At 61.4% G+C, this 25,544-nt stretch carries 27 protein-coding genes and 1 tRNA gene; 18 read left to right on the top strand and 10 right to left on the bottom strand.

Annotated elements, in window-relative coordinates; translation table 11 throughout:
• Positions 1 to 86 precede the first annotated feature (86 nt).
• The 5 genes from LPB73_RS25925 to panE all read left to right on the top strand — a co-directional run bounded on the left by LPB73_RS25925 (position 87) and on the right by panE (position 4,648).
• Positions 87 to 692, top strand: coding sequence for a DUF2239 family protein (locus LPB73_RS25925; protein ID WP_231078661.1), 606 nt, complete (start codon positions 87 to 89; stop codon positions 690 to 692).
• A gap of 26 nt (positions 693 to 718) precedes the next feature.
• The gene (locus LPB73_RS25920; RefSeq protein WP_231078660.1) at positions 719 to 2,074 is read left to right on the top strand and encodes an MATE family efflux transporter; all 1,356 of its coding nucleotides are present in this window, start codon (positions 719 to 721) and stop codon (positions 2,072 to 2,074) included.
• Between the two features lie 103 nt (positions 2,075 to 2,177).
• Positions 2,178 to 2,792 (top strand): 2-hydroxychromene-2-carboxylate isomerase, encoded by a 615-nt coding sequence (locus LPB73_RS25915; protein ID WP_231078659.1) that lies wholly within the window; start codon positions 2,178 to 2,180, stop codon positions 2,790 to 2,792.
• A gap of 12 nt (positions 2,793 to 2,804) precedes the next feature.
• Positions 2,805 to 3,542, top strand: coding sequence for an SDR family oxidoreductase (locus tag LPB73_RS25910; RefSeq protein WP_231078658.1), 738 nt, complete (start codon positions 2,805 to 2,807; stop codon positions 3,540 to 3,542).
• A gap of 182 nt (positions 3,543 to 3,724) precedes the next feature.
• Positions 3,725 to 4,648, top strand: coding sequence for a 2-dehydropantoate 2-reductase (panE, locus tag LPB73_RS25905; protein WP_231078657.1), 924 nt, complete (start codon positions 3,725 to 3,727; stop codon positions 4,646 to 4,648).
• 55 nt (positions 4,649 to 4,703) lie between these two features.
• On the opposite strand, the gene LPB73_RS25900 is transcribed toward panE, so the two are convergent.
• The 4 genes from LPB73_RS25900 to LPB73_RS25885 form a co-directional block, all read right to left on the bottom strand.
• Positions 4,704 to 5,294 (bottom strand): c-type cytochrome, encoded by a 591-nt coding sequence (locus LPB73_RS25900; RefSeq protein WP_175369328.1) that lies wholly within the window; start codon positions 5,292 to 5,294, stop codon positions 4,704 to 4,706.
• A gap of 76 nt (positions 5,295 to 5,370) precedes the next feature.
• Positions 5,371 to 6,639 carry a PQQ-dependent sugar dehydrogenase gene (locus LPB73_RS25895; protein WP_120287658.1) on the bottom strand — a complete coding sequence of 423 codons (1,269 nt, stop codon included), beginning with the start codon at positions 6,637 to 6,639 and terminating at the stop codon, positions 5,371 to 5,373.
• Positions 6,640 to 6,896: 257 nt separating this feature from the next.
• Positions 6,897 to 7,346: a hypothetical protein gene (locus LPB73_RS25890; RefSeq protein ID WP_170849625.1), complete on the bottom strand. Its 450-nt coding sequence runs from the start codon at positions 7,344 to 7,346 to the stop codon at positions 6,897 to 6,899.
• 160 nt (positions 7,347 to 7,506) lie between these two features.
• Positions 7,507 to 7,581: transfer RNA gene (locus tag LPB73_RS25885), tRNA-Gly, on the bottom strand.
• Between the two features lie 298 nt (positions 7,582 to 7,879).
• Here LPB73_RS25885 and trxA point away from each other — a divergent pair.
• Genes trxA through LPB73_RS25870 form a run of 3 tightly spaced genes read left to right on the top strand, consistent with a single transcriptional unit; the run spans position 7,880 to position 9,771 of the window.
• On the top strand, positions 7,880 to 8,818 hold the full coding sequence (trxA, locus tag LPB73_RS25880; protein ID WP_414716828.1) for a thioredoxin: 939 nt from the start codon (positions 7,880 to 7,882) through the stop codon (positions 8,816 to 8,818).
• Positions 8,819 to 8,848: 30 nt separating this feature from the next.
• On the top strand, positions 8,849 to 9,523 hold the full coding sequence (locus LPB73_RS25875) for an LON peptidase substrate-binding domain-containing protein (protein WP_089263165.1): 675 nt from the start codon (positions 8,849 to 8,851) through the stop codon (positions 9,521 to 9,523).
• Positions 9,524 to 9,570: 47 nt separating this feature from the next.
• Positions 9,571 to 9,771, top strand: coding sequence for a Trm112 family protein (locus LPB73_RS25870; RefSeq protein ID WP_068730204.1), 201 nt, complete (start codon positions 9,571 to 9,573; stop codon positions 9,769 to 9,771).
• 17 nt (positions 9,772 to 9,788) lie between these two features.
• Here the strand turns inward: LPB73_RS25870 and LPB73_RS25865 are convergent, their stop codons facing one another.
• The 3 genes from LPB73_RS25865 to gstA are packed head-to-tail and all read right to left on the bottom strand — an operon-like array spanning position 9,789 to position 11,447.
• Positions 9,789 to 10,118 carry a DMT family transporter gene (locus LPB73_RS25865; RefSeq protein ID WP_231078656.1) on the bottom strand — a complete coding sequence of 110 codons (330 nt, stop codon included), beginning with the start codon at positions 10,116 to 10,118 and terminating at the stop codon, positions 9,789 to 9,791.
• A 7-nt stretch (positions 10,119 to 10,125) separates the two neighbouring features.
• Positions 10,126 to 10,824, bottom strand: coding sequence for a glutathione S-transferase family protein (locus LPB73_RS25860; protein WP_231078655.1), 699 nt, complete (start codon positions 10,822 to 10,824; stop codon positions 10,126 to 10,128).
• Positions 10,821 to 11,447: a glutathione transferase GstA gene (gene gstA / locus LPB73_RS25855; RefSeq protein WP_231078654.1), complete on the bottom strand. Its 627-nt coding sequence runs from the start codon at positions 11,445 to 11,447 to the stop codon at positions 10,821 to 10,823. Before gstA ends, LPB73_RS25860 begins: the two co-directional genes overlap by 4 nt.
• Before the next feature lie 102 nt (positions 11,448 to 11,549).
• Here gstA and LPB73_RS25850 point away from each other — a divergent pair, with 102 nt between their 5' ends.
• On the top strand, positions 11,550 to 12,512 hold the full coding sequence (locus LPB73_RS25850) for a LysR family transcriptional regulator (RefSeq protein WP_231078653.1): 963 nt from the start codon (positions 11,550 to 11,552) through the stop codon (positions 12,510 to 12,512).
• A gap of 25 nt (positions 12,513 to 12,537) precedes the next feature.
• Here LPB73_RS25850 and LPB73_RS25845 read toward each other — a convergent pair whose 3' ends face one another.
• Positions 12,538 to 13,758: a ubiquinone biosynthesis hydroxylase gene (locus LPB73_RS25845; RefSeq protein WP_089263155.1), complete on the bottom strand. Its 1,221-nt coding sequence runs from the start codon at positions 13,756 to 13,758 to the stop codon at positions 12,538 to 12,540.
• A gap of 142 nt (positions 13,759 to 13,900) precedes the next feature.
• Here LPB73_RS25845 and tesB point away from each other — a divergent pair, with 142 nt between their 5' ends.
• The 8 genes from tesB (at position 13,901) to LPB73_RS25805 (ending at position 23,564) form a co-directional block, all read left to right on the top strand.
• Entirely contained in the window at positions 13,901 to 14,776 is an 876-nt protein-coding gene (gene tesB, locus LPB73_RS25840) for an acyl-CoA thioesterase II (RefSeq protein WP_089263153.1), read from the top strand.
• Positions 14,777 to 14,945: 169 nt separating this feature from the next.
• On the top strand, positions 14,946 to 15,284 hold the full coding sequence (locus LPB73_RS25835; protein WP_089263151.1) for a P-II family nitrogen regulator: 339 nt from the start codon (positions 14,946 to 14,948) through the stop codon (positions 15,282 to 15,284).
• Between the two features lie 469 nt (positions 15,285 to 15,753).
• On the top strand, positions 15,754 to 16,092 hold the full coding sequence (locus LPB73_RS25830; protein WP_068730208.1) for a P-II family nitrogen regulator: 339 nt from the start codon (positions 15,754 to 15,756) through the stop codon (positions 16,090 to 16,092).
• A gap of 54 nt (positions 16,093 to 16,146) precedes the next feature.
• Positions 16,147 to 17,586 carry an ammonium transporter gene (locus tag LPB73_RS25825; RefSeq protein ID WP_089263149.1) on the top strand — a complete coding sequence of 480 codons (1,440 nt, stop codon included), beginning with the start codon at positions 16,147 to 16,149 and terminating at the stop codon, positions 17,584 to 17,586.
• Between the two features lie 296 nt (positions 17,587 to 17,882).
• Positions 17,883 to 19,112: an aminotransferase class I/II-fold pyridoxal phosphate-dependent enzyme gene (locus LPB73_RS25820; protein ID WP_231078652.1), complete on the top strand. Its 1,230-nt coding sequence runs from the start codon at positions 17,883 to 17,885 to the stop codon at positions 19,110 to 19,112.
• 38 nt (positions 19,113 to 19,150) lie between these two features.
• A complete protein-coding gene (locus LPB73_RS25815) occupies positions 19,151 to 21,634 on the top strand; it encodes a DNA translocase FtsK (RefSeq protein WP_231078651.1) in 2,484 nt (827 codons plus the stop codon).
• Between the two features lie 193 nt (positions 21,635 to 21,827).
• Entirely contained in the window at positions 21,828 to 22,682 is an 855-nt protein-coding gene (locus tag LPB73_RS25810) for an outer membrane lipoprotein carrier protein LolA (RefSeq protein WP_309941581.1), read from the top strand.
• A gap of 66 nt (positions 22,683 to 22,748) precedes the next feature.
• Positions 22,749 to 23,564, top strand: a complete 816-nt coding sequence (locus LPB73_RS25805; RefSeq protein WP_231078650.1) for an exodeoxyribonuclease III — start codon at positions 22,749 to 22,751, stop codon at positions 23,562 to 23,564.
• 6 nt (positions 23,565 to 23,570) lie between these two features.
• Here LPB73_RS25805 and LPB73_RS25800 read toward each other — a convergent pair whose 3' ends face one another.
• Together LPB73_RS25800 and LPB73_RS25795 are read right to left on the bottom strand one after the other, a co-directional pair.
• Positions 23,571 to 24,020: a cyclic nucleotide-binding domain-containing protein gene (locus LPB73_RS25800; protein ID WP_089263672.1), complete on the bottom strand. Its 450-nt coding sequence runs from the start codon at positions 24,018 to 24,020 to the stop codon at positions 23,571 to 23,573.
• Between the two features lie 72 nt (positions 24,021 to 24,092).
• On the bottom strand, positions 24,093 to 24,779 hold the full coding sequence (locus tag LPB73_RS25795) for a response regulator transcription factor (RefSeq protein WP_068730214.1): 687 nt from the start codon (positions 24,777 to 24,779) through the stop codon (positions 24,093 to 24,095).
• Between the two features lie 249 nt (positions 24,780 to 25,028).
• Here LPB73_RS25795 and LPB73_RS25790 point away from each other — a divergent pair, with 249 nt between their 5' ends.
• Positions 25,029 to 25,538, top strand: a complete 510-nt coding sequence (locus LPB73_RS25790; protein ID WP_414716827.1) for a L,D-transpeptidase family protein — start codon at positions 25,029 to 25,031, stop codon at positions 25,536 to 25,538.
• Positions 25,539 to 25,544: the final 6 nt, after the last annotated feature.

Raw genomic sequence — 25,544 nt, 5'->3', positions numbered from 1 at the left:
ACTTAATTATCGCCCGGGTAATATTGACAGATATATTATCCGGGTATAATTAGCATCGATCTTGATGATGAGACGGGCTTATTCCCATGACTGAAATGAGTGTTCCTCCGTTTAGCGCCTTTGCCGGTCCGAAGCTGCTGGCTTCTGGGCCATTGGCCGAGGTCGCGATCGCGATCAAGATCGCGACCGGCGCAATCGCCGATCCGATCGTCATTTTCGACAACGCCACCGGCAAGTCACTCGATATCGATTTGCGCGGCAGCCATCGCGAGGTCGTCGCCCGCCTGCCCCAGCCATCGACGCCCGAGCCCGCCACCGAGGCATCCACCGAGCCACGTGGCCGTGGCCGGCCGAAGCTTGGCGTTGTCGCCCGCGAGGTAACGCTGTTGCCGCGCCATTGGGAGTGGCTTGGCACTCAACCCGGCGGCGCTTCCGTCGCATTACGAAAACTGGTCGAGGAGGCGCGCCGCGTCCATGGTGACCGGGATCGGCTTCGTGCGGCGCGTGACGCCGCTTATCACTTCATGTCGACCATGGCGGGCGACCGGCCCGGTTTCGAGGAAGCGTCGCGGGCCTTGTTCGCTGACGACCGGCGACGCTTTGCCGGCCTGATCGCCCCATGGCCCGAAGATATTCGCGACCACATCATCAAGCTTGCCTTCAGTGATCGCGCCGAATCGACCTCGGCCTGATCGGCCGTCACGTCCATCCCAAGGAAATGCCCGTGTCGAACGTTCCGCCCCTCTGGAAGACCTTTCTCGTCTTCCTTGCACCGATGATGCTGAGCAATATTCTGCAATCGCTGTTCGGCACCATCAACAGCATCTATGTCGGCCAGATGATCGGCGTCGATGCGCTCGCGGCGGCATCGGTGTTCTTTCCGATAATGTTTTTCTTCATCTCCTTCGTCGTGGGATTGGGAGCGGGCGCGTCGGTGCTGATTGGCCAAGCCTGGGGCGCGGGCGAGCGCCACAAGGTAAAGGCGGTGGCCGGCACGACTCTCGCTGTCGCCCTTCTGCTAGCGGTCATCATCGCGGTGTTCGGCGCCCTGTTGAGCCGACCAATGATGGTTGCGCTTGCGACACCGGCAGATGTTCTCGACCAGGCCAGCGCCTATGCCCGGATCATGATGCTGGCGATGCCGGCGACCTTCATCTTCATTCTGATGACATCGATGATGCGCGGCGTCGGCGACACCGTGACGCCGCTATGGGCGCTGGCACTATCCACCATCATCGGACTCACCGTCACACCGGCGCTGATCCAGGGCTGGTTTGGCCTGCCGCGACTTGGCGTGGCCAGCGCTGCCTGCGCCGCGGCCGCGTCGAGCGCGTTCACGCTGCTCTGGCTCGCCATGTACCTGCGCCGCAAGAAACACGCGCTCGCGCCCGACGCGGAGCTCCTGCGCAGAATACGGCTTGACCCCGCGCTGCTGCGCAAGGTGTTGCGGATCGGTATCCCTTCCGCGATCGGCATGGCCGTAATGTCGGTGGCCGAACTTGTGCTGCTCGGCCTCGTCAACGGCTTCGGCTCCAACGCGACCGCCGCTTATGGCGCGGTCAACCAGATTTTGAGCTATGTGCAGTTTCCGGCCATTTCGATCTCGATTACGGTCTCGATCTTCGGCGCGCAGGCCATCGGCCGCGGCCAGGCCGACCGGCTCGGCGCCATCGTCCGCACCGGATTGCTGATGAACGTCGTCCTGACCGGCGGACTGGTGGCGATCGCCTACCTGTTCTCCAGCACCCTCATGAGCTTTTTCATTGTCGATCCCGCGGTCCTCGAACTCGCACAGCGATCGCTTCACATTGTACTGTGGAGTTCGGTCCTGTTCGGCATGGCCACAACCTTCTCCGGAATGATGCGTGCCAGCGGAACGGTATTCGCACCATTGGCGCTTCTGGTTTTCGCCATCGTTGCCATCGAGGTGCCCTCGGCCGTCATCCTCAGCCGCACTATCGGTCTCGATGGCGTCTGGGCCGCTTACCCCATCACCTTCTGCGCCATGTTTGTTCTGCAGATGAGCTATTACATGCTGGTGTGGCGCAAACGGACCGTACAGCGTCTGATCTGACACTGTGCGTCGTCAAGCCATAGCATTACGGTCATCATAAAAGATGTGGACGCATCGCACGTGCTGCGCCACACTGCACCCAATAAAAATTCGGGAGACCGCCTTGACCAAGACGTCGCCACAATTCCTGTTCGATTTCGGCAGCCCCAACGCCTATCTCAGCCATCTGGCGATCCCGGCGATCGAAGCGCGCACCGGCGTGACATTCGAATACGTCCCGGTCCTGCTGGGGGGCATCTTCAAGGCGACCAATAATCGCTCGCCGGCGGAGACCTATGCCGGCGTCAAGAACAAACGTGAATTTCATCAAATCGAGACCGAGCGGTTCGTGAAGCGCTTCAGCGTCAAGCCCTACACGATGAATCCGTTCTTCCCGGTCAACACGCTGAACCTGATGCGCGTCGCCATCGCGGCACAGCTTGACGGCGTGTTCGAGAAATATGTCGAGGCGGCATTCCATCATATGTGGGGTGAGCCAAAGAAGATGGATGACCCCGACGTGGCCATCAAAGCGCTGACGGAGTCGGGTCTCGATGGCGCAAGACTGTTCGCACGCGGGCAGGAGCCGGAGGTGAAGGCGGTGCTGGTCGCGAACACGCAGACCGCAGTCGAGCGCGGCGCCTTCGGCTCGCCGACCTTCTTCGTGGGTAACCAGATGTTCTTCGGCAAGGAGCAACTGCGCGAAGTCGAGGAACTGATCACCGGCGCCAGCACGTAACGGGAGAGTTTCATGCAGAAGCGCAACGCGACTGTCGCGGTCATCGGAGCTGGAGACTATATCGGCGCCGAGATCGCCAAGAAGTTTGCCTCAGAAGGTTTCACAGTGTTCGCCGGGCGCCGTAACGGCGACAAGCTGGCGCCTTTGGTGGCGGAGATCGAGGCCATAGGAGGCACAATCGTGGCGCGCTCGCTCGATGCCCGCAAGGAAGACGAGATCGCCGCCTTTCTCAACGACGCAGATGCGCACGCGCCATTGGAGGTCTGCATCTTCAATGTCGGCGCCAACGTCGATTTCCCAATTCTGGAGACGACCGAGCGGGTGTTTCGCAAGGTCTGGGAGATGGCCTGCTATTCCGGTTTCCTGGCCGGGCGCGAAGCTGCACGGCTGATGACGCCGCGTGGCCAGGGCAACATCTTCTTCACAGGCGCCACCGCGAGCTTGCGTGGCGGCAGTGGTTTTGCCGCTTTTGCATCGGCCAAATTCGGATTGCGTGCAGTGGCTCAGGCGATGGCCCGCGAGCTCGGCCCGAAGAACATTCATATCGCCCATCTGATTATCGACAGCGGCGTCGACACTGCCTGGGTGCGCGAACGCCGCGAGCAGATGTGGGGCAAGGAGGCGCTCAACAATCCCGATTTGTTGATGCCGCCCGCGTCGGTCGCTCAGTCATACTGGCAGCTCTATCAGCAGCCGCGTAGCGCCTGGACGTTTGAACTGGAGATTCGCCCGTTCGGGGAGAAGTGGTAGCGAGCACCTTCTCGCAGCCGTCATTGCAGGTAGCCCTTGCGACGAAGCAATCCAGCCCTACATCGACAAGGAACTGGATTGCTTCGCTCAAGGGAAAGTTGGCAAGCTAACTTTCCCAGAGCTCGCAATGACGGGCTACTGTTTGACAGCTTCGCGTTCCAATCCAACATGGACTCATCCCAATGCGTATTCTCGTGGTCGGCGCCGGTGCCATCGGCGGCTATTTCGGCGGCAGGCTGTTGCAGGCCGGCAATGACATCACTTTCCTGGTTCGCCCGAAGCGCGCCAGTGAGCTGGCAAGCGCCGGCCTTGTCATCAAGAGCCCGCACGGCGACGTGACCCTGAAGAATCCGCCGACGGTGCAGGCAGATGCGATCAAGGGGAAATTCGATGTCGTGCTGCTGAGCTGCAAGGCCTTCGACCTCGACGACGCCATCGCGTCCTTTGCACCCGCGGTTGGGCCAAACACGGCGATCATTCCGCTGCTCAACGGCATGAAGCATCTCGACGTACTGGAGAAGAAGTTCGGCGCCGAGAACGTCATGGGCGGCCAATGCCAGATTGCAGCGACGCTCAACGAGGCGCGCGAGGTCGTCCAGATGGCGCCGATGCAGGTGCTCAGCTTCGGCGAACGCAAGGGCGGCAGTTCAGATCGCGTGAAGGCGATCGCTGCGATCATGGCGACCGGCAACTTTGGAGGCGCGGCCTCCGAGAATATCATGCAGGATATGTGGGAGAAGTGGGTGTTCCTGGCGACGATCGCCGGCTCCACCAGCGCGATGCGCGGCGCTGTCGGCGACATCGTCGCGGCACCGGGCGGCCGAGACTTCATCCTCGGCGTGCGCGATGAGATGAGCGGCGTCGCCAAGGCCAACGGCTTCGCACCGCGGGCAGCCTTCCTCGAACGCACCGAGGGCATGCTGACAGCAGAAGGCTCGAAGATGACAGCCTCGATGTATCGCGACATCCTCAACAAGGCGCAGATCGAGGCCGACCAGATCGTCGGCGATGTCATCGCCCGCGCCGATGCCGCCAAGGTTGCCGTGCCGCGACTGCGGATGATCTATACGCATCTCAAGGCGTATGAGCATCAGCGGGTAGCGTAAGCATCGGGACGTAGCCCGGATCAGGCCAATCGCAATCCGGGCTACGGATTTCCCCTCATAGATGCGCCAGATAATGCGCCAGCGCAGTGATCTCTTCTTCACTGAGCGAATAGGCAACCTCAGCCATCGCTGCCATGCCGCCACCGGCGCGGACGCCGGACTTGTAATCGCGCAGCGCCTTGACGAGATAGTCCTCGCGCTGTCCGGCGATACGCGACACCGCCTTCGTGCCACCATAACTTTCCGTGTGGCACGACGCACAGCGACGGCCGACCGCCGCTTGCGCGCCCTTGGCCGACAGATCCGGATTGTCATCGGGCTTTTTGCCCTCCGGCGGCTTCAGCGAGGCGAAATAGGCGCCGAGATTACGGATGTCGTTGTTGTCGATCTGCTCCAAGATCGGCTGCATCTGTTCGTTCTTGCGGGTGCCTGAACGAAAGAACACCAGCTGCCATTGGATAAACAGATCCGGCTGTGCGGCGAGCGAAGGGATGTTCTCCATTTGCGAGATGCCGTTTTCGCCGTGACAGCCGCTGCAGAGCTCGGCTTTCTCCTTACCCGCGGCGATATCGGCGGCATCAGCCGGACTGGACCCAGAACCAAGAACTAGAAAGACAAGAACAGCCGCGATTGCAGAACGATGCATGAGCCACATTCCCATTCCAGAATACATGAGGCTGGAGCTGCGGATGACGCAACTCCAGCCTCACGCAATTCGCGACTTACTTCGCGTAGCTGATGCGATAGATTGCGCCTGCCCAATCGTCGGCAATCAGCAGCGATCCATCCTTGGCCAGAACGATATCGGCAGGGCGGCCGAGATAACCCTGGTCACCCTCGATCCAGCCGGAGGCAAAGATCTCCTGCTTGGCGTTCTTGCCATCCGGCCCGGCGATCACACGCTTGATACGTGCGCCCTGATACTTGTGCCGGTTCCACGAGCCGTGTTCGGCAATGAAGATGTTGTTCTTGTATTCGGCAGGAAACATGCTGCCGGTATAGAACTTCATCCCCAGGGGTGCGACATGGGCGCCGAGATTCAACACCGGCGGCGTGAACTCCGAGCACTTGTGACCCATGGCGAATTTCGGATCCGGCATGTTGCCTTGATGGCAATGCGGATAGCCGAAATGCTCACCAAGCTTCGAGATCATGTTGAGCTTGTCGCTCGGCATATCGTCGCTGATCCAGTCCCGCGCATTTTCGGTGAACCAGTATTTGCCGGTGCGGGGATCAACGTCACCGCCGACGCTGTTGCGAACGCCGAGCGCCACGATTTCGGCATTGCCGGTCTTGGGATCGACACGGCGGATCTGCGACAGGCTGGTCGGCGGAATGCCGATGTTAAAGGGAGGTCCAAACGGAACGTAGAACCAGCCATCCTTGTCCGGCGCGAGATACTTCCAGCCATGTGCGGCGAATGACGGCATATCGTCATAGACCACCTTGCCGTCACCGAGCTTGTCGATATTTGCCTCGGCATTCTCGTATTTGATCAGCTTGTTGATATCGATCACATAGAGCGCGCCGTCCTGGAAGGCGATGCCCGTCGGCATCTTCATGCCCTTGATGACGGTCTTGACCTCTTTCTTGCCGCCCTTGTCGGTGATCGCATAGACGTTGCCGAGGCCGAACGAGCCGACAAAGAGCGTGCCTTTATCGCCCCAGGCCATCTGCCGCGCCGCCAGCACGCCGGACGCATAGACCTCGATCTTGAATCCCGGCGGCAGCTTGATCTTCTTCATCATGGCTGCGAGTTCGGCATCGGACGCACCGGTCGGCGGGCCCGACGGCGGCGCGAGGCCCTTTTGCGCTTCGGTCTCGTCGCCGAGGAACCAGTCGTCCGGCGGATTGGTCCAGAATTCCTTGGTATCGGATTTGTAGCTCTTGAGCTTTTGCTGTGCGCTCGCTTGATTGAGCGAGGCCATGCCGATCGCCGTAGCGAGGATGGCGGCGCACGCAACAACGGATCGACCAGTCATCGATTTCATCGCGTCACTCCCTGTGCAGCTTGTTGCGGCTGCTATGTCTTATTGAACGTTCGAGACGAACTTTATTGGTCTGTGATTTTCTCAGACAGTGAGATGCTAGCACAAATGTCGCAGGTGAAAAGCGCAACTAACGCTCGCGCAAATGAAAGACGTCGCCATCACGACGACATCTTGATAAAAATTTTGAAAGTTAGTTCCAGGAGCCTGATGCAATTGGCGCATCGCACCGCATCATCGCGCGATCACTGCTACGTTTTTTAAAGGCTGCCCTTGGTGAGATAGCGCCAAGCCACGGCCAGCAAGATCAACCCGATGAAGATCAACGCGACCGGCAGCTTCTTCTTTTCGCGCGGGGGCGGTGGCGTGTTGGGCTTGATCCGGCGAAAAGGCGTGACATTGTTATTGTTGTCGTCGGGCATTGGTCTTGATCTCGAAGCCGTCTTGATGATGGGCGCGATGCCGGTGCCGCCCATGCGGGAGTAATAGCTGCGGTAGACAGTCTGGATGGTGGCTTCGGCCGCGGCTGGCTCGGATTGTTTGCCACGCGCCAGCAGCGCGAGATAGCCCGCATAGAATGTCTGGGCTTCCTGCGGCAGCGCGTCGAGGCTTTTCAGCTTCGCCATCATCACCCAGGTCGCAAAATCCGCCCGCGCCTCGTCATTGGCACGCTTGGCAATTTCCAGGTTGGAATCAGTGGTCGACGGCATCGTCAGTCTCGTACCCGCTTCGCCCGTGGATTGTCTGCCCAACGCCCGATGATTTCAAGCGATGCAGGGCGGATCTACGTGCCTGCGGATCACAAACGACAAGGCCGCCGGACGGCGGCCTGTGATCGATAAAACTGATGCCAAAAAACCAGGAAAATTCTGGAGCGGGCGAAGGGATTCGAACCCTCGACCCCGACCTTGGCAAGGTCGTGCTCTACCACTGAGCTACACCCGCATCCGAGAAGACAGGCGGCGATTGCTCGCCGCCGACGCGCAGACCTATGCCAAATGCCGGTGGCGAATGCAACAGTTAGACTGCATCTCGGATCGCGGCGAGTTAATCGCGATTTATGGCCCTTTGAGCCCGATTTTGCCCAGAAAATGGGTCAAAACAGCGAAATGTCGCCTCTCGGGTCGAATCGGTCCCTGCCGGACCTATTTCACCGGATTGCAAATTACTGTCACGGACGCCATTTAATCGCTCAGGCCATGCTAGAAGCAGCCAAATTTTTCAGACATCGAGCGAGGTTCACGTGACCATCATGGATCAGGGCGGCGCACAGGCGCCGCAGGCAGGTTCGACGCCGCAGGCAGCAACCGCTCTCATCAAGGACACGACCACCCGCACCTTCGTGCAGGACGTCATCGAGGAATCCAAACGCCAGCCGGTCCTGATCGACTTCTGGGCGCCTTGGTGTGGTCCGTGCCGCCAGCTGACTCCTGTCATCGAGAAAGCCGTGACCGCCGCCAAGGGCAAGGTGAAGCTGGTCAAGATGAACATCGACGAGAATCCGGAGATTCCCGGCCAGATGGGCATCCAGTCGATCCCCGCCGTGATCGCCTTCGTCAACGGCCAGCCGGCCGATGGCTTCATGGGTGCGGTTCCGGAGAGCCAGGTCAATGCGTTCATCGACAAGCTGACAGCCGGCATGCCCGGCGCCGAGCCGACGGCTGCCGAATTGCTTCAGGAAGCCGAAGCGATTCTGGCTGAGGGCGATCCGGCCACCGCCGCCTCGATCTATGGCGAGGTGATTGCCGCCGATGCCGGCAATATCGCCGCCATTGCTGGCCTTGCCCGCTGTTACGTCGAGACCGGCGCCATCGAACAGGCCAAGCAGACCCTTGAGCTCGTTCCGGTCGCGAAGCGTGAGGACGCTGCGGTCAAGGCCGTGCAGGCCAAGATCGATCTGGTCGAACAGGCCAGTGCGCTCGGTCCGGTCACCGAACTGGAACAGAAGGTTGCCGCTAATCCGCTCGACCATCAGGCCCGCTTCGACCTTGCGATCGCGCTCAATGGCGCCAATCAACGCAGTGAGGCCACGGGTCACCTGCTTGAAATCGTCAAGCGTGATCGCAAATGGGATGACGACGGCGCCCGCAAGCAATTGATCCAGTTCTTCGACGCCTGGGGACCGACGGATGAGGCCACCGTTGACGGTCGCAGGCGGTTATCGACTATCCTGTTCTCGTAATTCTCCTCGCGTGACGAATCGGAACCGGACATGCCCATCAATGCCGACTATCGCGGGCCTGCCGAACTTCCCGAGGTGATCCCGGTGTTTCCGCTGCCGGGCGCGCTGCTGCTGCCGCGCGGCCAGATGCCGCTGAACATTTTCGAGCAGCGCTACCTCGCGATGATCGACGATTCGCTTCGCGACGGGCACCGGCTGATTGGCATGATCCAGCCCGATGCGGCGCATTCGCCGGATGAGGCCAAGCCGGCACTGTTCAAAGTCGGCTGTGTCGGGCGCATCACCCAGCTCGCCGAATCCGGTGACGGCCGCTATATCCTCGAACTGACCGGCGTTTCCCGTTTCGAAGTGGTGCGGGAACTCTCGGTGCTGACGGCATATCGGCAGTGCAAGGTCGACTACTTCCCCTTCATCGACGATTTCACCGCACGCAAGGGCGAAGATGATGTCGACCGGGCCGCGCTGCTCGCGGTGCTCACCGATTTCCTCAAGGCCAACAACCTGAAAGTGGATTGGGAAGGCATCGACAAGGCTCCCAACGAGGCCCTGGTGAACGCGCTGGCGATGATGTCGCCCTATGGTCCGCCCGAGAAACAGGCGATGCTCGAAGCGCCCGATCTCAAGACCCGCGCTGAGATCCTGATCGCTGTCACTGAAATGGATCTGGCCAAGAAGCGCACCAGCGGCGACCCACCGCTGCAGTAATTCTGATAAATAACCATGATCAACGACCGCATCACCGGAGCGCACCCATGACCACACCGCCAATCGAGCGTGCCGAAAGCACCGTCGACGCCAAGCTGCTCGAGATTCTGGTGTGCCCGCTGACCAAGGGCCAACTCGAATTCGATGCCGCCCGCCAGGAGCTGATCTCGCGCCAGGCCAAGCTTGCTTATCCGATCCGCGATGGCATTCCGATCATGCTCCCGGAAGAAGCGCGGAAGATCGACTGAATTTCTGATGTGGCGGCTCATGCCGGCGCAAATCTCAAAGCGACGATTCCCGCGACGATGAGGACGACCCCGCCGCCGCGCAGCAGACTCATCGACTCGCCAAACAGCACGCTTCCGAACAGGACCGTCCCGGCTGCGCCGATCCCGACCCATACCGCGTAGGCGGACCCCACCGGCAAAACCTCCAGAACCCGGCCGAGCAGATAGACGAACGCGGCGAGGAAAATCAGCGACAGGATGGTCCAGCCCGGTCGGGTGTAACCCGTGGCATATTTCATCGAAATCGCCCACCCCACATCCAGAAGCCCGGCCACGATCAGTAGCAGCCATGCGACGCCCTGGCTCATGGCTGCCTCATGCTGCGATCTTGAGAAGATGTGCGTCGCGCTCGGCGAGAAATGCGCGCAGCCGGTCGGCGTAGTCGGCCGTGACGGCATTCGCTACGCTCGGACGTCCGCGTAACGCTGCGCGCCATGCCCGAACCTTGGGTGTTTGGGCGAAGACTTCCGTGTCAGCGATGCTATCGAACACATCGAAGTAGCGGAAGATCGGCGCGTAGATCGCATCGACCATACTGAAGTGCTGCCCCGCGAAAAACGGCGCTGCAGTTAGCACGTTCTCAACGCGACCGAATTTTCCAGCCAACATCTTCCGCTTCGCTTCATAACTGTTCGCGTCGGTGGCCGTCTCAAATCCCCACAAATCCGCGAGGATTGACGAGCCGAACTCGATCCAGCCACGGTGCCCGGCTCGTTCGAGCGGATCGGATGGGTGAAGCCGCACGCCCATCTGCGTCTCTTCGATGTATTCGCAGATCACCGCGCTCTCGAAGAGTGCGGCGGTGTCATTTCCATCGCGTCGGACAAGCAGAAGCGGAACCTTGCCCAGCGGGGAGATCGCGTGAAACCAGTCCGGCTTGTGCGCGAGATCGATATAGCACCGCTCGAAACGGACACCCTTTTCGGCAAGCACGATGGCTGCTCGCTGCACGTAAGGGCAGAGATGATGGCTGACGAGCGTCAGTGCTGATGCGTCTGGCTGACCCACGGTCATGCGCTCACCTTTATTCTCTCGGCGCGCATGGTCTGCTGCACGGCGGGCCGCGCCTCGACGCGGGCCATGAAACCGCGCAGATGCGGAAAGTTGGACAGATTAACCCCTGTGAAGTTAGACCACCCGACGATCGTGAACAGATAGGCGTCGGCCGCCGTGAAGTTTTCTCCGAGCAGGAACGGCCTGCCCGCCGCCAGATGGCGCTCGACCGATGCCAGCCGCTCTCCGATCTTTACGCGTGCAACATCTGCCGCCTGTGCGCCATATTCGGGGTGAAACAGCCACGGGCTGAACATCTTGTGGAGTTCAGTGGCAATGAAGTTGAGCCAGGATTGCAGCTCGACACGCTGCGGTGTGCCGGCAAGCGGCGCCAAACTGCTCTCGGGTTTGAGGTCCGCAAGGTATTGAACGATCGCGGTGCCCTCGGTCAGCACTGTGCCGTCATCGAGCGCCAGCGCCGGCACATAGCCGTTCGGGTTCACCGCCGAATAGTCGCTGCCCGCCTCGGTGACGTGGGGCGACTTCCGGATATCCACCCGCACGAGTTCAAGCGGGATACCCGCCTCGTTCGCAACAATGTGCGGCGAGAGCGAGCAGGTACCGGTGGCGTAATAGAGTTTCATGGTTGGATCTTTCGTTGCATCCGTCGTGGGGTCGCTATCGCACCAGCAAGGTAGTGCCCGCACAGACGCAAGTCCCATTGGCATTTCGCCAGCGGCGCTTGCGTGACTGCAAGCAAACCCACTGCTATCTTCGTCAACATGGATGATTGGAACGAACTTCGGCTGGCGCTCGCCATCCAACGCGCGGGCGGTCTGACAGCGGCGGCGATAACACTCGGCGTCGATCACTCCACGGCCTTCCGCCGCCTGAAAGCGTTGGAGGACAAGGTTGGCGTGCGACTATTCGAACGGCTTCCAGGCGGCGTCTATCAAGCGACGGAGGCCGGTGCGCGGATGGCTGCCGGCGCAGAGCGCATGGAGGACGAGGCACTGGCGCTTGATCGCGACATATCCGGTCGCGATCATCGTTTGTCCGGCCGCCTGACGGTCACGTCGTCCGAAACGCTGGCCTATAGCCGGCTGACGCCGCTTCTCGCCGCGTTCCAGCAGACTCACCCCGGCATTGTCGTGGAGTTGATGATCGACAACCGCGTACTGAGCCTGTCGCGCCGCGAAGCCGACATCGCATTGCGCCCTATCCGTCCGAAGGAAGGCGATCTTTGGGGACGCAGACTGTCGGCCATCGCGTGGGGGCTCTATGCGGCCCCTGCCTATCTCGAGGCAATTGGCGGCCCGTTATCGAATCCATCCGAGATCGATCGCCATTCCTTGATCGGCTGGGAGGAAACAACATCAGGCATCGGGGCCGCCGACTGGCTGTCGCGCGGCGCGCCATCGAAGGCCTTCGTCTATCGGACAAACAGTCTGGTCAACCAGCTCGTCGCAGCGAAGGCCGGCATCGGGCTCGCGCTGATGCCGTGCTATCTCGCAGATCACGACGCCGGGGTGGCAAGAGCACTATCTGAGCCCCTCAAGGAACTTGAGGGTGAACTCTGGATCGTGACTCATGCGGATTTGAAGAATACGGCGCGCGTCAGGGCCTTCTTCGATCTCGTCGGCGAAGGATTGATCCGCGAGCGCCCACTGTTCGAAGGCGAGAAGAAGCAGACACCTTCACCACGTTGAGCGGCATAACCGCATGACGTGCTGCCTACAGTGCCTCGCCCTTCAACAGCCGCGGCACTTCCCCCGACAATCCCGCAGCCTGCTTGATGAACGCGCCCTTCAGCGGCGGCAACCGATCGACGATGCCGAGACCGATGTCGCGGATGCTGCGCACGAAGGGCAGATCGTTCGAGAACAGGACGTTCAGCACGTTGGTGGCGACACCCATTGTCATGGTGTCGAAGCGGCGCCAGCGCTGGTAGCGCTCCAAGACATCGCTCTGGCCGAAATCCATCCCAAGACGTGCAGCATCAACGATGGTTTCTGCCAATGCCGCGACATCCTTCAGACCCATATTGAGTCCCTGCCCCGCGATCGGATGGATCACATGCGCAGCGTCGCCGATCAGCGCCAGCCGTTCGCCGATGAAGGAGCGCGCGACGAAATAGCCGAGCGGAAAGGCCCGCGGCTTGTCGAGCGCTTTGACCTCGCCGAGGTGCAGGCCGAACCGCTGCTCGAGCTCGGCATGGAATTCATCATCCGGCAAAGCGACGATGCGCGCGGCTTCCGCGCGCTTCTCGGTCCACACCAGCGACGAACGCTTGCCAGTCAAAGGCAGAATTGCAAACGGCCCGGCGGGCAGGAAGTGTTCTTCGGCACGTCCGTCATGATCGCGCTCATGGCCGACCGTGACGACGATACCGGACTGGTCATAATCCCAGCCATGGGTCGCGATGCCCGCACGCTCGCGTAGCTTCGAGCGCGCGCCATCGGCGGCGACAAGAAGTGCTGCTTCAATCACGCTGCCATCACCGAGCGTGACGCTGACACCGTCGGCCCGTGAATCGAATGTCGTCACCGCGGTCGCACGCAGGTCGACGCCCGCCGCTTCGGCGCGGATCACGAGTTCGTCGATCAACCGGCGATTCTCAACCATATGTGCGAACGGCTCGCCCGGCTCCACATGACCGCCGAAGGTCAGGAAGGTCGGACGGGTGGCGTCTTCCAGCTTGGAATCGGTGACGACCATGTCGAGAATCGGCTGGCTTTCGGCAGCCACGGCATCCCAGACACCGAGAGCATCAAACAGCCGCCGACAGGCAGCAACGATGGCCGTGGCGCGCGGATCGCGGCTCGGCCGGTTCGCCAGCGCGGGATCGGCGACAATGATCGGCAGATCGGGGCCAAGCCCCTGCCGCAACGCCAAAGCCAGCGCCAGTCCGGCGAAGGCTCCGCCGCCGATGACAATGCCTCGTTGTGCCGCCATGATATCCGTTCTCGCTGTTGCCACGCGCTTATAGCTGGGCGAAACAGGATCGCGAAACAAGGGCGGCAATGGGACCGGGGCCTGCACGGCCAAGGTCTTGGTAAACCTCCCTTAATATTGCCGCTGAGCGAAAGATGCCGACATGTCCAAGAGCCTGATCGATCTGATCGATATCCTCGATCTCGAGACCATCGAGGTGAACATGTTCCGCGGGCGCAGCCCGAAAACGCGCTGGCAGCGGGTGTTCGGCGGCCAGGTGATCGGCCAGGCCATGGTGGCTTCGTGCCGCACCGTCGAAGGCCGCATGCCGCATTCGCTGCATTGTTATTTCATTCTGCCCGGCGACCCGCAGATTCCGATCGTCTACGAGGTCGAGCGCCTGCGCGACGGCAAGAGCTATTCGACCCGGCGTGTCACCGCGATCCAGCATGGCCACGCGATCTTCTCGATGATGGTGTCGTTCCACGCCGAGGAGGAGGACTCGTTCAACCACCAGGATCCGATGCCGGACGTGCCACCGCCGGACAAGCTCACCGCGGAAGAGCTGTCGAAACATCCGATCATCGAGAAGATGCCCGATTTCATCCGCCGTTATTACGAGTCCGACCGGCCGATCGAGCTGCGTCCGGTGGAATTCCAGCGTTATGCTGGCGAGAAGATTCCGGAGGGCCGGATTAATTTCTGGATTCGTACCGCCGCGAAGCTGCCGGACGATCCGGCGCTCCATATGTGCGCGCTGGCCTATGCGTCGGACTTTTCGCTGCTCGATTCCATCATGGCCCGCTATGGCCGCACTTTGTTCGACGGTCAGGCGATGGCGGCCAGTCTCGATCACGCCATGTGGTTTCACCGCCCGTTCCGCGCCGACGAATGGCTGCTCTACAGTCAGGATTCGCCGAGCGCCCAGAACGGTCGCGGCCTCGCGCGCGGCCTGATCTTCAAGCCCGACGGCACGCTGGTGGCGACCGTGGCGCAGGAAGGCTCAGTGCGCGAGCGCCGCGAGAAGCCGGCGACGTAAGTTGCTCCGCTTCCAGCCATGAATCCCGCTTCGCCGTCTTGGCGTGCAAACGGCCCACCCCGATGGCAGGGTCGCCGCCCAATTTCCACGCGCCATGCCAACGGGGATGGCATAAAGCTGTCTGATTGCGTAAGCAGGGTCGTACACCGCCCCCGAAGAGGAATCCTGCATGAAGCTCGTGGTCGCGATCATCAAACCCTTCAAGCTCGATGAAGTGCGTCAGGCTCTGACGGCCATCGGCGTCCACGGCATGACGGTGACCGAAGTGAAGGGCTATGGCCGGCAGAAGGGCCATACCGAGATGTATCGCGGCGCCGAGTATATCGTGAATTTCCTGCCCAAACTGCGCCTCGAAATCGCTGTGGCGTCCGACCTCGCGGCCAAGGCGGTCGAGGTCATCTCCACCGGAGCCCGGACCGGCCAGATCGGCGACGGCAAGATCTTCGTAACCCCGATCGACCACGCCCTGCGTATCCGCACCGGCGAGACCGACAGCGACGCGCTTTAGGCAATAAGCCAGCGCCCACTGGGCTTTCAGCCAGAGCTGCTCTCACAGTCCGCTCGAATACGCCCGAAGGGCTCTACGGCCTTGCCCGGTTGAACCATGTCAATTCCACGCGCGCCAGTTGGAAGGCCTGCAGATTAGACAATTTCGAGTTTTTTGCCTCGGATTGACGTATTTGGGCACCTCTGGGCTGCCCGCCGCCTAAGCAGGAATATGTCGAGAGCCTGTCATGCTTCCCTTTTGAGCAGGATTGACTAGAGTTTGGGCGCGACCGAATAGCGCACTCTGTCTCATCACGTGAGAAACGCGAAAAGCTGGGGATTCATAAACCGTTAGAGAATTCCGCCGATCTGGCACGGCATTTGATTCTATCTGGTCTGGCTGTGCCCGCGTAGTGAACTTCTCCGCGTGGTGAACCTCAGTCGAGATCGCCCGGTCGGTTTTCGGTCGGGCCCAAGCGGGGATAGGACCCATGAAAATTGTTATGGCGATCATCAAGCCATTCAAGCTTGAGGAAGTCCGTGATGCCCTGACCGCCATTGGCGTTCATGGTTTGACGGTGACGGAAGTCAAAGGATATGGCCGACAGAAGGGCCATACGGAAATTTATCGCGGCGCTGAATATGCGGTGAGCTTCCTGCCCAAGATCAAGATCGAGGTGGCTGTCGCTTCCGATCAGGTCGACAAGACCATCGAAGCCATCACCACCGCCGCCAAGACCGGCCAGATCGGCGACGGCAAGATCTTCGTCATCAACCTCGACCACGCGGTTCGCATCCGCACCGGCGAGGCCGATGCTGCAGCCCTCTAAGTCGAATTCCTCGGATTTCGCGCTCACCCATTCTTCAATCAGGAGTCAAACACAATGACGTTTAAGCGTCCCTCTGGCGCGGGATTGGCGGCACTCGCCGTTGGCCTGTTCGCCGCAACTGCGGCTTACGCCGATCCGACGGTCAACAAGGGCGATAACGCCTGGATGATGACCTCGACGGTGCTGGTTCTGTTGATGACCGTCCCGGGTCTCGCCCTGTTCTATGGCGGCCTCGTTCGTTCCAAGAACATGCTCTCGGTGTTGATGCAGGTCCTCTACACCGCTTGCATCGTGATGGTGATCTGGGCTCTCTACGGCTACAGCATCACGTTCACTGGCGGTTCGGCCTATATCGGTGGCTTCTCGAAGGCGTTCCTCGCCGGCGTGACGCCTGACTCGATGGCTGCTTCGTTCACCGCAGACGCCAACATCTCGGAACTCGTCTACTTCTGCTTCCAGATGACCTTTGCCGCCATTACACCCGGCCTGATCGTCGGCGCCTTTGCAGAACGCACCAAGTTCGCCGCGATTGCACTGTTCATCCCGCTCTGGGTGACGTTGATCTACTTCCCGATCGCGCACATGGTCTGGTACTGGGCTGGTCCGGACGCCATCGTTGCAGCCGCCAAGGCTGTAGCGGCTGCGGCTCCCGATGCGAAGGCTGCGGCTCAGGCCAAGCTTGATGAAGTCATGGCCGATGCCGGCCAGGTGTTCCTGTGGGGCGCTCTCGACTTCGCTGGCGGCACCGTCGTTCACATCAACGCCGGTATTGCTGGCCTCGTGGGCTGCCTGATCATCGGCAAGCGCACCGGCTACGGCAAGGAGCTGATGGCTCCGCACTCGCTGACCATGACCATGATCGGCGCGTCCCTGCTGTGGGTTGGCTGGTTCGGCTTCAACGTCGGTTCGAACCTCGAAGCCTCGGGCACTGCCGCTCTCGCGATGACCAACACCTTCCTCGCAACTGCGGTTGCGGCGATGGCCTGGATGTTCGCGGAGTGGATGACCAAGGGTCACCCGTCGCTGCTCGGCGCAGCATCGGGCGCGGTTGCCGGCCTCGTCGCCGTCACCCCGGCTTGCGGCTTCTCGGGTCCGATGGGCGCGATGGTTCTCGGTCTGGTCGCAGGCGTCGTCTGCCTGTTCTTCTGCACCGTCGTGAAGAACTCCCTTGGCTATGACGACTCGCTCGATGTGTTCGGCGTCCATTGCGTCGGCGGCATCATCGGCGCGCTCGGCACCGGCATCCTGGTCAACCCGGCCCTCGGCGGCACGGGCGTCATGGACTACGTCGCCGGCAAGATCGGCGACTACGACATGGTCACCCAGATGATCGCGCAGTGTAAGGCTGTCGCGACCACGTTGGTGTGGTCAGGCGTCGGTTCGGCGATCCTGTTCAAGGTCGTCGACGTGATCGTCGGTCTCCGCGTCAATGTTGAAGTCGAGCGCGAAGGCCTCGACGTCACCGAGCACACCGAACGCGCCTACAACATGTAAGCGTCACGAGCCGTCCCGGATCATCGATCCGGGATGCTCACGAAGGGATCGGTTGGGGCACTACCCGGCAATGTCCCAACCGTCGAAGGGCTCCAGCGCAAGCTGGGGCCTTTCACTTTTTTGGGGGGCCATTCTGATCCCTGTGTAGGCCTGGACGGCCGCCGAACACGTGATAGCAAGGCCGGCCCCTCGATGGTTAATCGCGTCTTAACCTCGCCGTATCTATGGTGGTTTGATCTCGTTTCGGCCGATCTCATGGGGCGATCGGCTGCCTTGAAAGTACTGGCGTTTTCCTGATGGCACTCACCGCTCCTCCTTCCGCGGCGCAAGGCGCTGGCAGCCGGACCTCGGCTGGGCCCGATGGCGAGCGTTCGCCGTTTGCGCGGCTGACGGAATTGCTGGCGCCGTATCAGCCCGGCCAACCGCTGATCACACTGTCATTGGGCGAACCGCAGCACCCGGTGCCGGATTTCGTCGGACCGGTCCTCGCCAAACACACCGCCGATTTCGGCCGCTATCCGATCGCCAAGGGCATTGAGCCATTCCGCCGCGCCGCCGCGACGTGGATGGGTACGCGCTTCAATCTCCCGCGCGACCTCGATCCGGAAACCGAAATACTGGTGTTGAATGGCAGCCGTGAAGGCCTGTTCTTCGCCGCGATCACGGCCGCGCGCTTTGTCGGCCCGCGTAAAGGCACGCCGGCGATCCTGCTGCCAAATCCGTTCTATCCAGCCTACGGCGCCGGTGCGCGCGCCGCGGGTTGCGAGCCGATCTTCATGCCGACCACAGTGGCCAACGGCTTCCTTCCCGATCTCGACGCACTCGATGAGGCCACGCTGGCGCGCACGGTGGCGATGTACGTCGCATCGCCGGCCAACCCGCAAGGCGCCGTCGCGACGCCCGCTTACTTCAAGAAGCTGCACGACCTCGCGCTGCGCTACGGTTTCATCGTGCTGTCCGACGAATGCTATTCGGAAATCTACACACAGGCCGCGCCCGGCAGCATGCTGGCGTCAGCCGGACCCGACTATGCCAATGTCGTTGCGTTCCAGTCGCTGTCTAAGCGCTCGAACCTGCCCGGCATGCGCGTCGGCTTCGTCGCCGGCGACAAGAAATTCCTCGGCGCATTTCACGAACTGCGCAATGTGGCCGCACCGCAGGTCCCGGTGCCGCTGCAGCAGGTCGCGGTTGCCGCCTATAGCGACGAAGCACATGTGGAAGAGAATCGCAGGCTCTACCGCCTGAAGTTCGATCTTGCGGATCAGATCCTCGGCAATCGCTACGGCTACAAGCGCCCGGCTGGCGGCTTCTGTCTGTGGCTCGATGTCTCCGCATATGGCGGCGACGAAGAGGCAGCCGTGAGACTGTATCGCGATGGCGGCGTGCGCGTGGTGCCCGGAAGTTATCTGGCGCGCCCGCAGGCCGACGGCAGCAATCCCGGCGCCGGCTATATTCGTTTGGCCATGGTGCAGGACAGTGAAACGACAGCCGAGGCTTTGCATCGGCTGGTGAAGATTTTGAATTGAAGATCCTGGATTGATGCAGGGCGCATGAGCACTCCGGTATGAGCACCACGATCGAACGCGTCATTCCTCTCGTCGGCCATCTGCCCGCGTCGATTCGCGAGATGCTGGGACGACGGCTGCGTGAACTGGCGGGCTTTGGCCTGGTCTGCGCCGCAGGTGTCGCGGCGGCAGCGATGATGACGTGGTCCGTGCAGGACCCGAGCCTGAGCCATGCCACCTCGCGTGCGATCCGCAATGTCGCCGGTTATCCCGGCGCGATCGGTGCCGATCTGTTGATGCAGATCCTCGGCCTCGGCGCGATCATGATGATTCTCACCATCGCCGTCTGGGGCTGGCGGATGATGACGCATCGGCATTTCGATCGCGAAGCACTGCGCATCGGTTGCTGGGTCCTTTGCACCATCATCGCATCAGGCTTTGCCAGCTGCTGGCAGCATGGCGGGTCGTGGCCGCTGCCGACCGGCGTCGGTGGCGTGGTCGGCGACGCGCTGTTTCGCGCGCCCGCGGTGGTCTTCGGCCCCGTCGGCTTCATCTATCGATTCGTCCTCGGCTTTATTCTCTGCGCGGCGATGATCGTGACTTTCTTGATCGCCTGCGGCTATGGCGCGCAAGCGAAGGAAGAGTTTGCCGAGATCGATATCGAGGAAGACGACGAGCCATTCGAGGAAGACGAAACCCGCGATCGCAGCTCGATCTCGGTCTCGCTTGGCTGGGCGGCGCATGCCGTGATGAGCGCGAAGGCGCGTCTCGGCCGTTTGCTCTCGTTGGTCTACGGCAAGATGGTCGCGAGCGAGCCCAAGGCGCGGGCGGCCTCCTTCGAACGTCAGGAACCGAACCTCGGCGGTCGTCGCAACAGTCCCTCCATCGCACCGCATGACGAAGACGAGAGCGATCACGACGAGGACGAAGAGCACGACTACGAGGAAGAAGAGGAAGAGGAGCCCGCCCCGAAGGCGCGCAAGAAATCCTCGGCCAAGGAGCCGGTGCGCAAATCCAACGGCAAGTTCGAACTGCCCTCCGTCGGCATGCTCACCGCGCCGAAGGCCGCCGATCGCAAGCCGCTCAGCAAGGCCGAACTCGAAGCCAATTCGCGCGCGCTGGAAGGCGTGCTGCAGGACTTCGGCGTGCGCGGCGAAATCGTCAAAGCCAATCCCGGCCCCGTCGTCACGCTGTACGAACTCGAACCCGCACCCGGCATCAAGTCGTCGCGCGTGATCGGCCTTGCCGACGACATCGCGCGCTCCATGAGCGCGCTGTCCGCCCGCGTCGCCGTTGTCCCCGGTCGCAACGCCATCGGCATCGAGCTGCCGAACGCCCATCGCGAAAACGTCTACTTGCGCGAACTGCTGACCGTGCAGGACACCAATGACGGCAGCATCAAGCTCCCGCTCTGCCTCGGCAAGAATATCGGCGGCGAGTCCATCATCATCGATCTTGCGCGCACGCCGCATATGCTGATCGCCGGTACCACCGGTTCGGGCAAATCAGTCGCGATCAACACCATGATTCTCAGCCTGGTCTACCGGCTGCGGCCGGATCAGTGCCGCCTGATCATGGTCGATCCGAAGATGCTCGAACTCTCCGTCTATGACGGCATCCCGCATCTGCTGACGCCGGTCGTGACCGATCCGAAGAAGGCCGTCGTCGCGCTGAAATGGGCCGTGCGCGAGATGGAAGAGCGCTACAAGCGCATGGCCAAGCTCGGCGTCCGCAATATCGACGGCTACAATGCGCGCCTCGTGGAAGCCAAGGCCAAGGGCGAGGAGCTCTCGCGCACCGTTCACACCGGCTTCGACAAGGAAACCGGCAAGGCGATCTACGAGGAAGAGAAACTCGATCTCGCGCCGTTGCCCTATATCGTCATCATTGTCGACGAAATGGCCGACCTGATGATGGTCGCCGGCAAGGACATCGAAGGCCTGGTGCAGCGTCTCGCGCAGATGGCACGCGCCGCCGGTCTCCACGTCGTCCTCGCCACGCAGCGTCCGTCGGTGGACGTCATCACCGGCACGATCAAGGCGAACTTCCCGACGCGTATCTCCTTCCAGGTCACGTCGAAGATCGACAGCCGCACCATCCTGGGTGAGATGGGCGCCGAACAACTGCTCGGCCGCGGCGACATGCTCTATATGGCTGGCGGCGGCCGCATCTCGCGCGTACACGGTCCTTTCGTGTCGGACGAGGAAGTCGAGAAGGTGGTGCGCCACCTGAAGACGCAGGGCGAGCCGGAATATCTCGAGGCGGTCACCGCCGAAGAACCGGAAGAGGGCGAGGACGGCGCGGTATTCGATTCGACCGGCATGGGTGCCGATGGCGGTGGTGGCGATCTGTTCCAGCAAGCCGTTGCCATCGTGAAGCGCGACCGGAAGGCGTCGACCAGCTACATCCAGCGCCGGCTGCAGATCGGTTACAATCGCGCAGCGTCGCTCATCGAGCGCATGGAAAACGAAGGCATCGTCGGTCAGCCCAACCATGCCGGTAAACGCGAGATTCTGATCGAAGAAGAAGAAAGCGGGTTCTGAGAGTTTGACCCCGCCGATGGACAATCCCGCTTTTGAGTCGCGAAATCGCCACAGCTCCGGGTTAGCGCCTGCGCTGGCGGCGCCAGCCGCGGCGGGGGCGCAAGAGACCACCGGCCGGACCGCAAAACCGGTACCCATTCTGACGCAAAGCGCGGTAAAATGCGCCGAACCCGCCGAGCAGGACGACGCCTTGATGAGACGCCCGACCCATCACGCCGCAGACCGGTCTTTCCTGCGCATCGGCGCAGCCGGCCTCGTCGCGACGTTTGTCGCCGCCATTGTGGCGCCCTCGGCCCATGCCCAGTCAATCCCATTGCCGCGACCTGCACCGCAGGCGCGCAGCAATGGCAGTTTCCAGATGTCGGCCTCCGAGCCCCAGGCCGTTCGGCCGCCAGTTGCAATCGCACCCAAGACATCGGCGACGACATCCACGCCACCGAATCCAATCATTCCGGATCCGCGCCGCAACGTTCCCGCCAGCATTTTCATGAGCTTCGACGCCAATCAGAAGGCGCAGGCGAGCAAGGTCAGCAGCTATCTGTCATCGCTCAGCAATCTGAGCGGTAACTTTGTTCAGGTGGGCCCGGACGGCAGCCGCACCACCGGTGACTTCTTCATCCAGAAGCCCGGCAAGGTCCGTTTCGAATATGATGCACCGACGACCATCGCCATGGTGTCCGACGGCCAGTCGCTCGCCGTCCGCGATTCCAAGCTGGCAACCCAGGACATCTACCCGCTGTCGCAGACACCGTTGCGCTATCTGCTGTCCGATCGCATCGATCTGATGAAGGACACCAATGTGGTCGCCGTCAGCGCTGACGACCTCTATACGTCGGTGACCATTGAGGAAAAGAACGCGCTGGTCGGCACCTCGCGCCTGATGCTGATGGTCGGCACCAAGGATGGACAGCTCAAGCAGTGGACCGTCACCGACCCGCAGGGCTATGACACCACGGTCGCGATCTACAATCTCGATACCGCGAAAAAGCCCGACCCGGGGCTGTTCAAGATCGACTTCACCAAGTATCCCACCAGCGGCGCGAATTAGTTTTCGCTGCAGGTGATGCCCTCATGATGAGCAGGCGCGCTTGCGCCGTCTCACCATCGGATTTCCATGCGTTTTTCCCTGTCCACCTGGAATATCAATTCGGTGCGATTGCGCATCGACCTTGTCGCCAAGTTTCTCGAAGAGATGCAGCCGGATGTGCTGTGTCTGCAGGAAACCAAGTGCCCGGACGATGCCTTTCCGCTCAAGCGCTTCAAACAGCTCGGTTATGACCATGTCGTGCTGAACGGGCAGAAGGGCTATCACGGCGTCGCCATCGTCTCGAAACTTCCATTCGAGAGCAGCGACATCCGCGTGTTCTGCAACAATCTGGACTCACGCCACATCTCGGTATCGTTCGGCGAAAAGGCGGGCATGGCCGTGCCGCTGATCGTGCATGATTTCTATGTGCCTGCCGGCGGCGACGTTCCGGATCCGGACGTGAATGCGAAGTTCGCGCACAAGCTCTCGTTCCTCGACGAGATGAAGACCTGCGAGCCGCTGCATCCGCGCGGCGATGCGCGTCATATCCTGGTCGGCGATCTCAACGTAGCACCGCATGAGAATGACGTGTGGTCGCACAAGCAGATGCTGAAGATCGTGTCGCATACGCCGATCGAATGCGAAAAGCTGCTCGCCGTGCAGAGCGAGGGCAACTGGATCGACGTCGCGCGCGAACGCATTCCACTGTCGGAAAAGATCTACACGTGGTGGAGCTACCGCGCCGCCGACTGGGCGGTGTCGAATCGCGGCCGCCGCCTCGATCACATCTGGGTGTCGTCCGCGCTAAAAGATTCGATCCGCGACTTCACCGTCACGTCAGATGCACGCGGCTGGGAGCGACCATCGGATCACGTCCCGGTCACGACGGTGCTGGAGCTTTGATATCAGTTACTGGCTGAGCTTGGCGCCGATCAGCGTCACGTCGCTGGCGAGCTGACTGACGCGAGTCGCCATGTCGTCACGCAGACGGCGCGCGGCCGCGGGATCGCTGTCAAGCACGCGCTGAAACAGGCTGCGTGTGATCCGGATCGTGCTGGAATATTCCGTGGCGACCGCCGTCGAGGGCCGCTGCATCGCCACCAGTAATGCAAGTTCGCCCATCAATGTGCCGGGGCCTGCGATCACTTCATGATCGCTGCCGTCGTCGAGGCTGATGCGGAATGCGCCGTTCTGGACGACGTAGCCGCAATCGGCATCGTCGCCCTGCCGAAACAACACCGAGCCCCGCGCAAATTCCTGCTGCTCGGAACCGATCGCGATCACGCGCAAAGCGGCGATACCCAACAGGCGCAATGTCGGGACGCGCTCAAGCAGGGCTACATCATCATCGATCGACATGCAGAACCGTGTGATCGGGACGCGCAAAGGAGGATACCGAACAGCTAATGGCGAATCGGCTCCCGAATCGTATCACGGCACCAACTTGTAGCCACCGGCTTCCGTCACCAGGATTTCAGGATTGGCAGCGTCCTTCTCGATCTTCTGACGCAGCCGATAGATGTGCGTTTCCAGCGTGTGCGTGGTGACGCCGGAATTGTAGCCCCAGACTTCCTGCAGCAACGTCTCGCGCGACACCGGCAACTGCCCGGCGCGGTACAGGAAGCGCAGGATCGCCGTTTCCTTCTCGGTCAGGCGGACCTTCTTGGCATTGGCACCGGTGAGCATCTTGGAGCCAGGCCGGAAGCTATAGGGACCGACGGTGAAGACGGCATCTTCGCTGGCTTCGTGCTGACGGAGCTGCGCACGAATACGCGCCAACAGCACAGCAAAGCGGAATGGCTTGGCGACATAATCATTGGCGCCGGATTCCAGACCGAGAATGGTGTCGGAATCGGTGTCATGCCCGGTCAGCATGATGATCGGCGCCTTGAAGCCACCCTTGCGCAGGCTGCGCACGACTTCGCGACCGTCCGTGTCGGGCAGGCCGACATCCATCAGCACCAGATCGGGGGAATTGGCCTTGGCTGCAGTAGCGCCCTTGGCGCCGGTGTCGACAGCGGAGGCCTCGAACTCTTCGTGCAGCGACAGCTGCTCGACCAGCGCCTCGCGCAAATCAGTATCGTCATCCACGATCAAGATCTTGCGGGCATTGGGCATTGCGACAATCCTTTGAACGGCTGCGGCGGAGCGTTGTTCGCCGCGCTGAAACAGTGGGCCAGAAATCGTGACAGGCTTCGCCGTTACTGCATATTCTAGCGCAAAATCAGCGACATTCCCGGCGAATGTACTGCTGCAGCGCGAAATAGAACATTTGCGGTAAATAGCAAGGCGGAGTTCGCGATTCGGATGGGAAGTCCCGTTATTTCAGACACTTATCGAACAAGCTTGCGTGATCGACCGCTAACTATGGTTCACATTCGCGCGTCAGCCGGAGACAGACTCCGTGGATGGCTGACGACCGATCACGCAACCATACCCGTCGCGCTCGGCCGCGGCGGAATCAAGGCGAACAAACGCGAAGGAGATGGCGGAACGCCGCTTGGGACGTTTCGCCCCATCCGCCTATGGTGGCGAGCCGACCGCAATCCACGTCCGCGTAGCTTTCTGCCGATCCGCCCCATCACGCCGATGGATGGCTGGTGCGAGGATCCGTCTGATCGGCACTACAATCGGCCTGTGCGGCTCGATCGTGGTCATGACGGCGACCGACTGGCCCGCGAGGATCATCTCTACGATTTCATCATCGAGATTGACCAGAACACCCGGCCGCGGATCGCCGGACGGGGGAGCGCGGTGTTCCTGCATCTGGCGCGCCCAAAATTCGCGCCGACCGCGGGCTGCGTGGCCATGACCAAGCCAGCCATGCTGCGGCTGCTGGCCCGGATCGGACCGAAGACGAAGATCGTTATCGGCTAGGCCTCT

Source organism: Tardiphaga sp. 37S4 (genome assembly GCF_021044645.1).
Lineage (GTDB): Bacteria > Pseudomonadota > Alphaproteobacteria > Rhizobiales > Xanthobacteraceae > Tardiphaga > Tardiphaga robiniae.
Note: the sequence above shows the minus strand (reverse complement) of the source record. Positions and strands in the feature narration are given on the sequence as shown.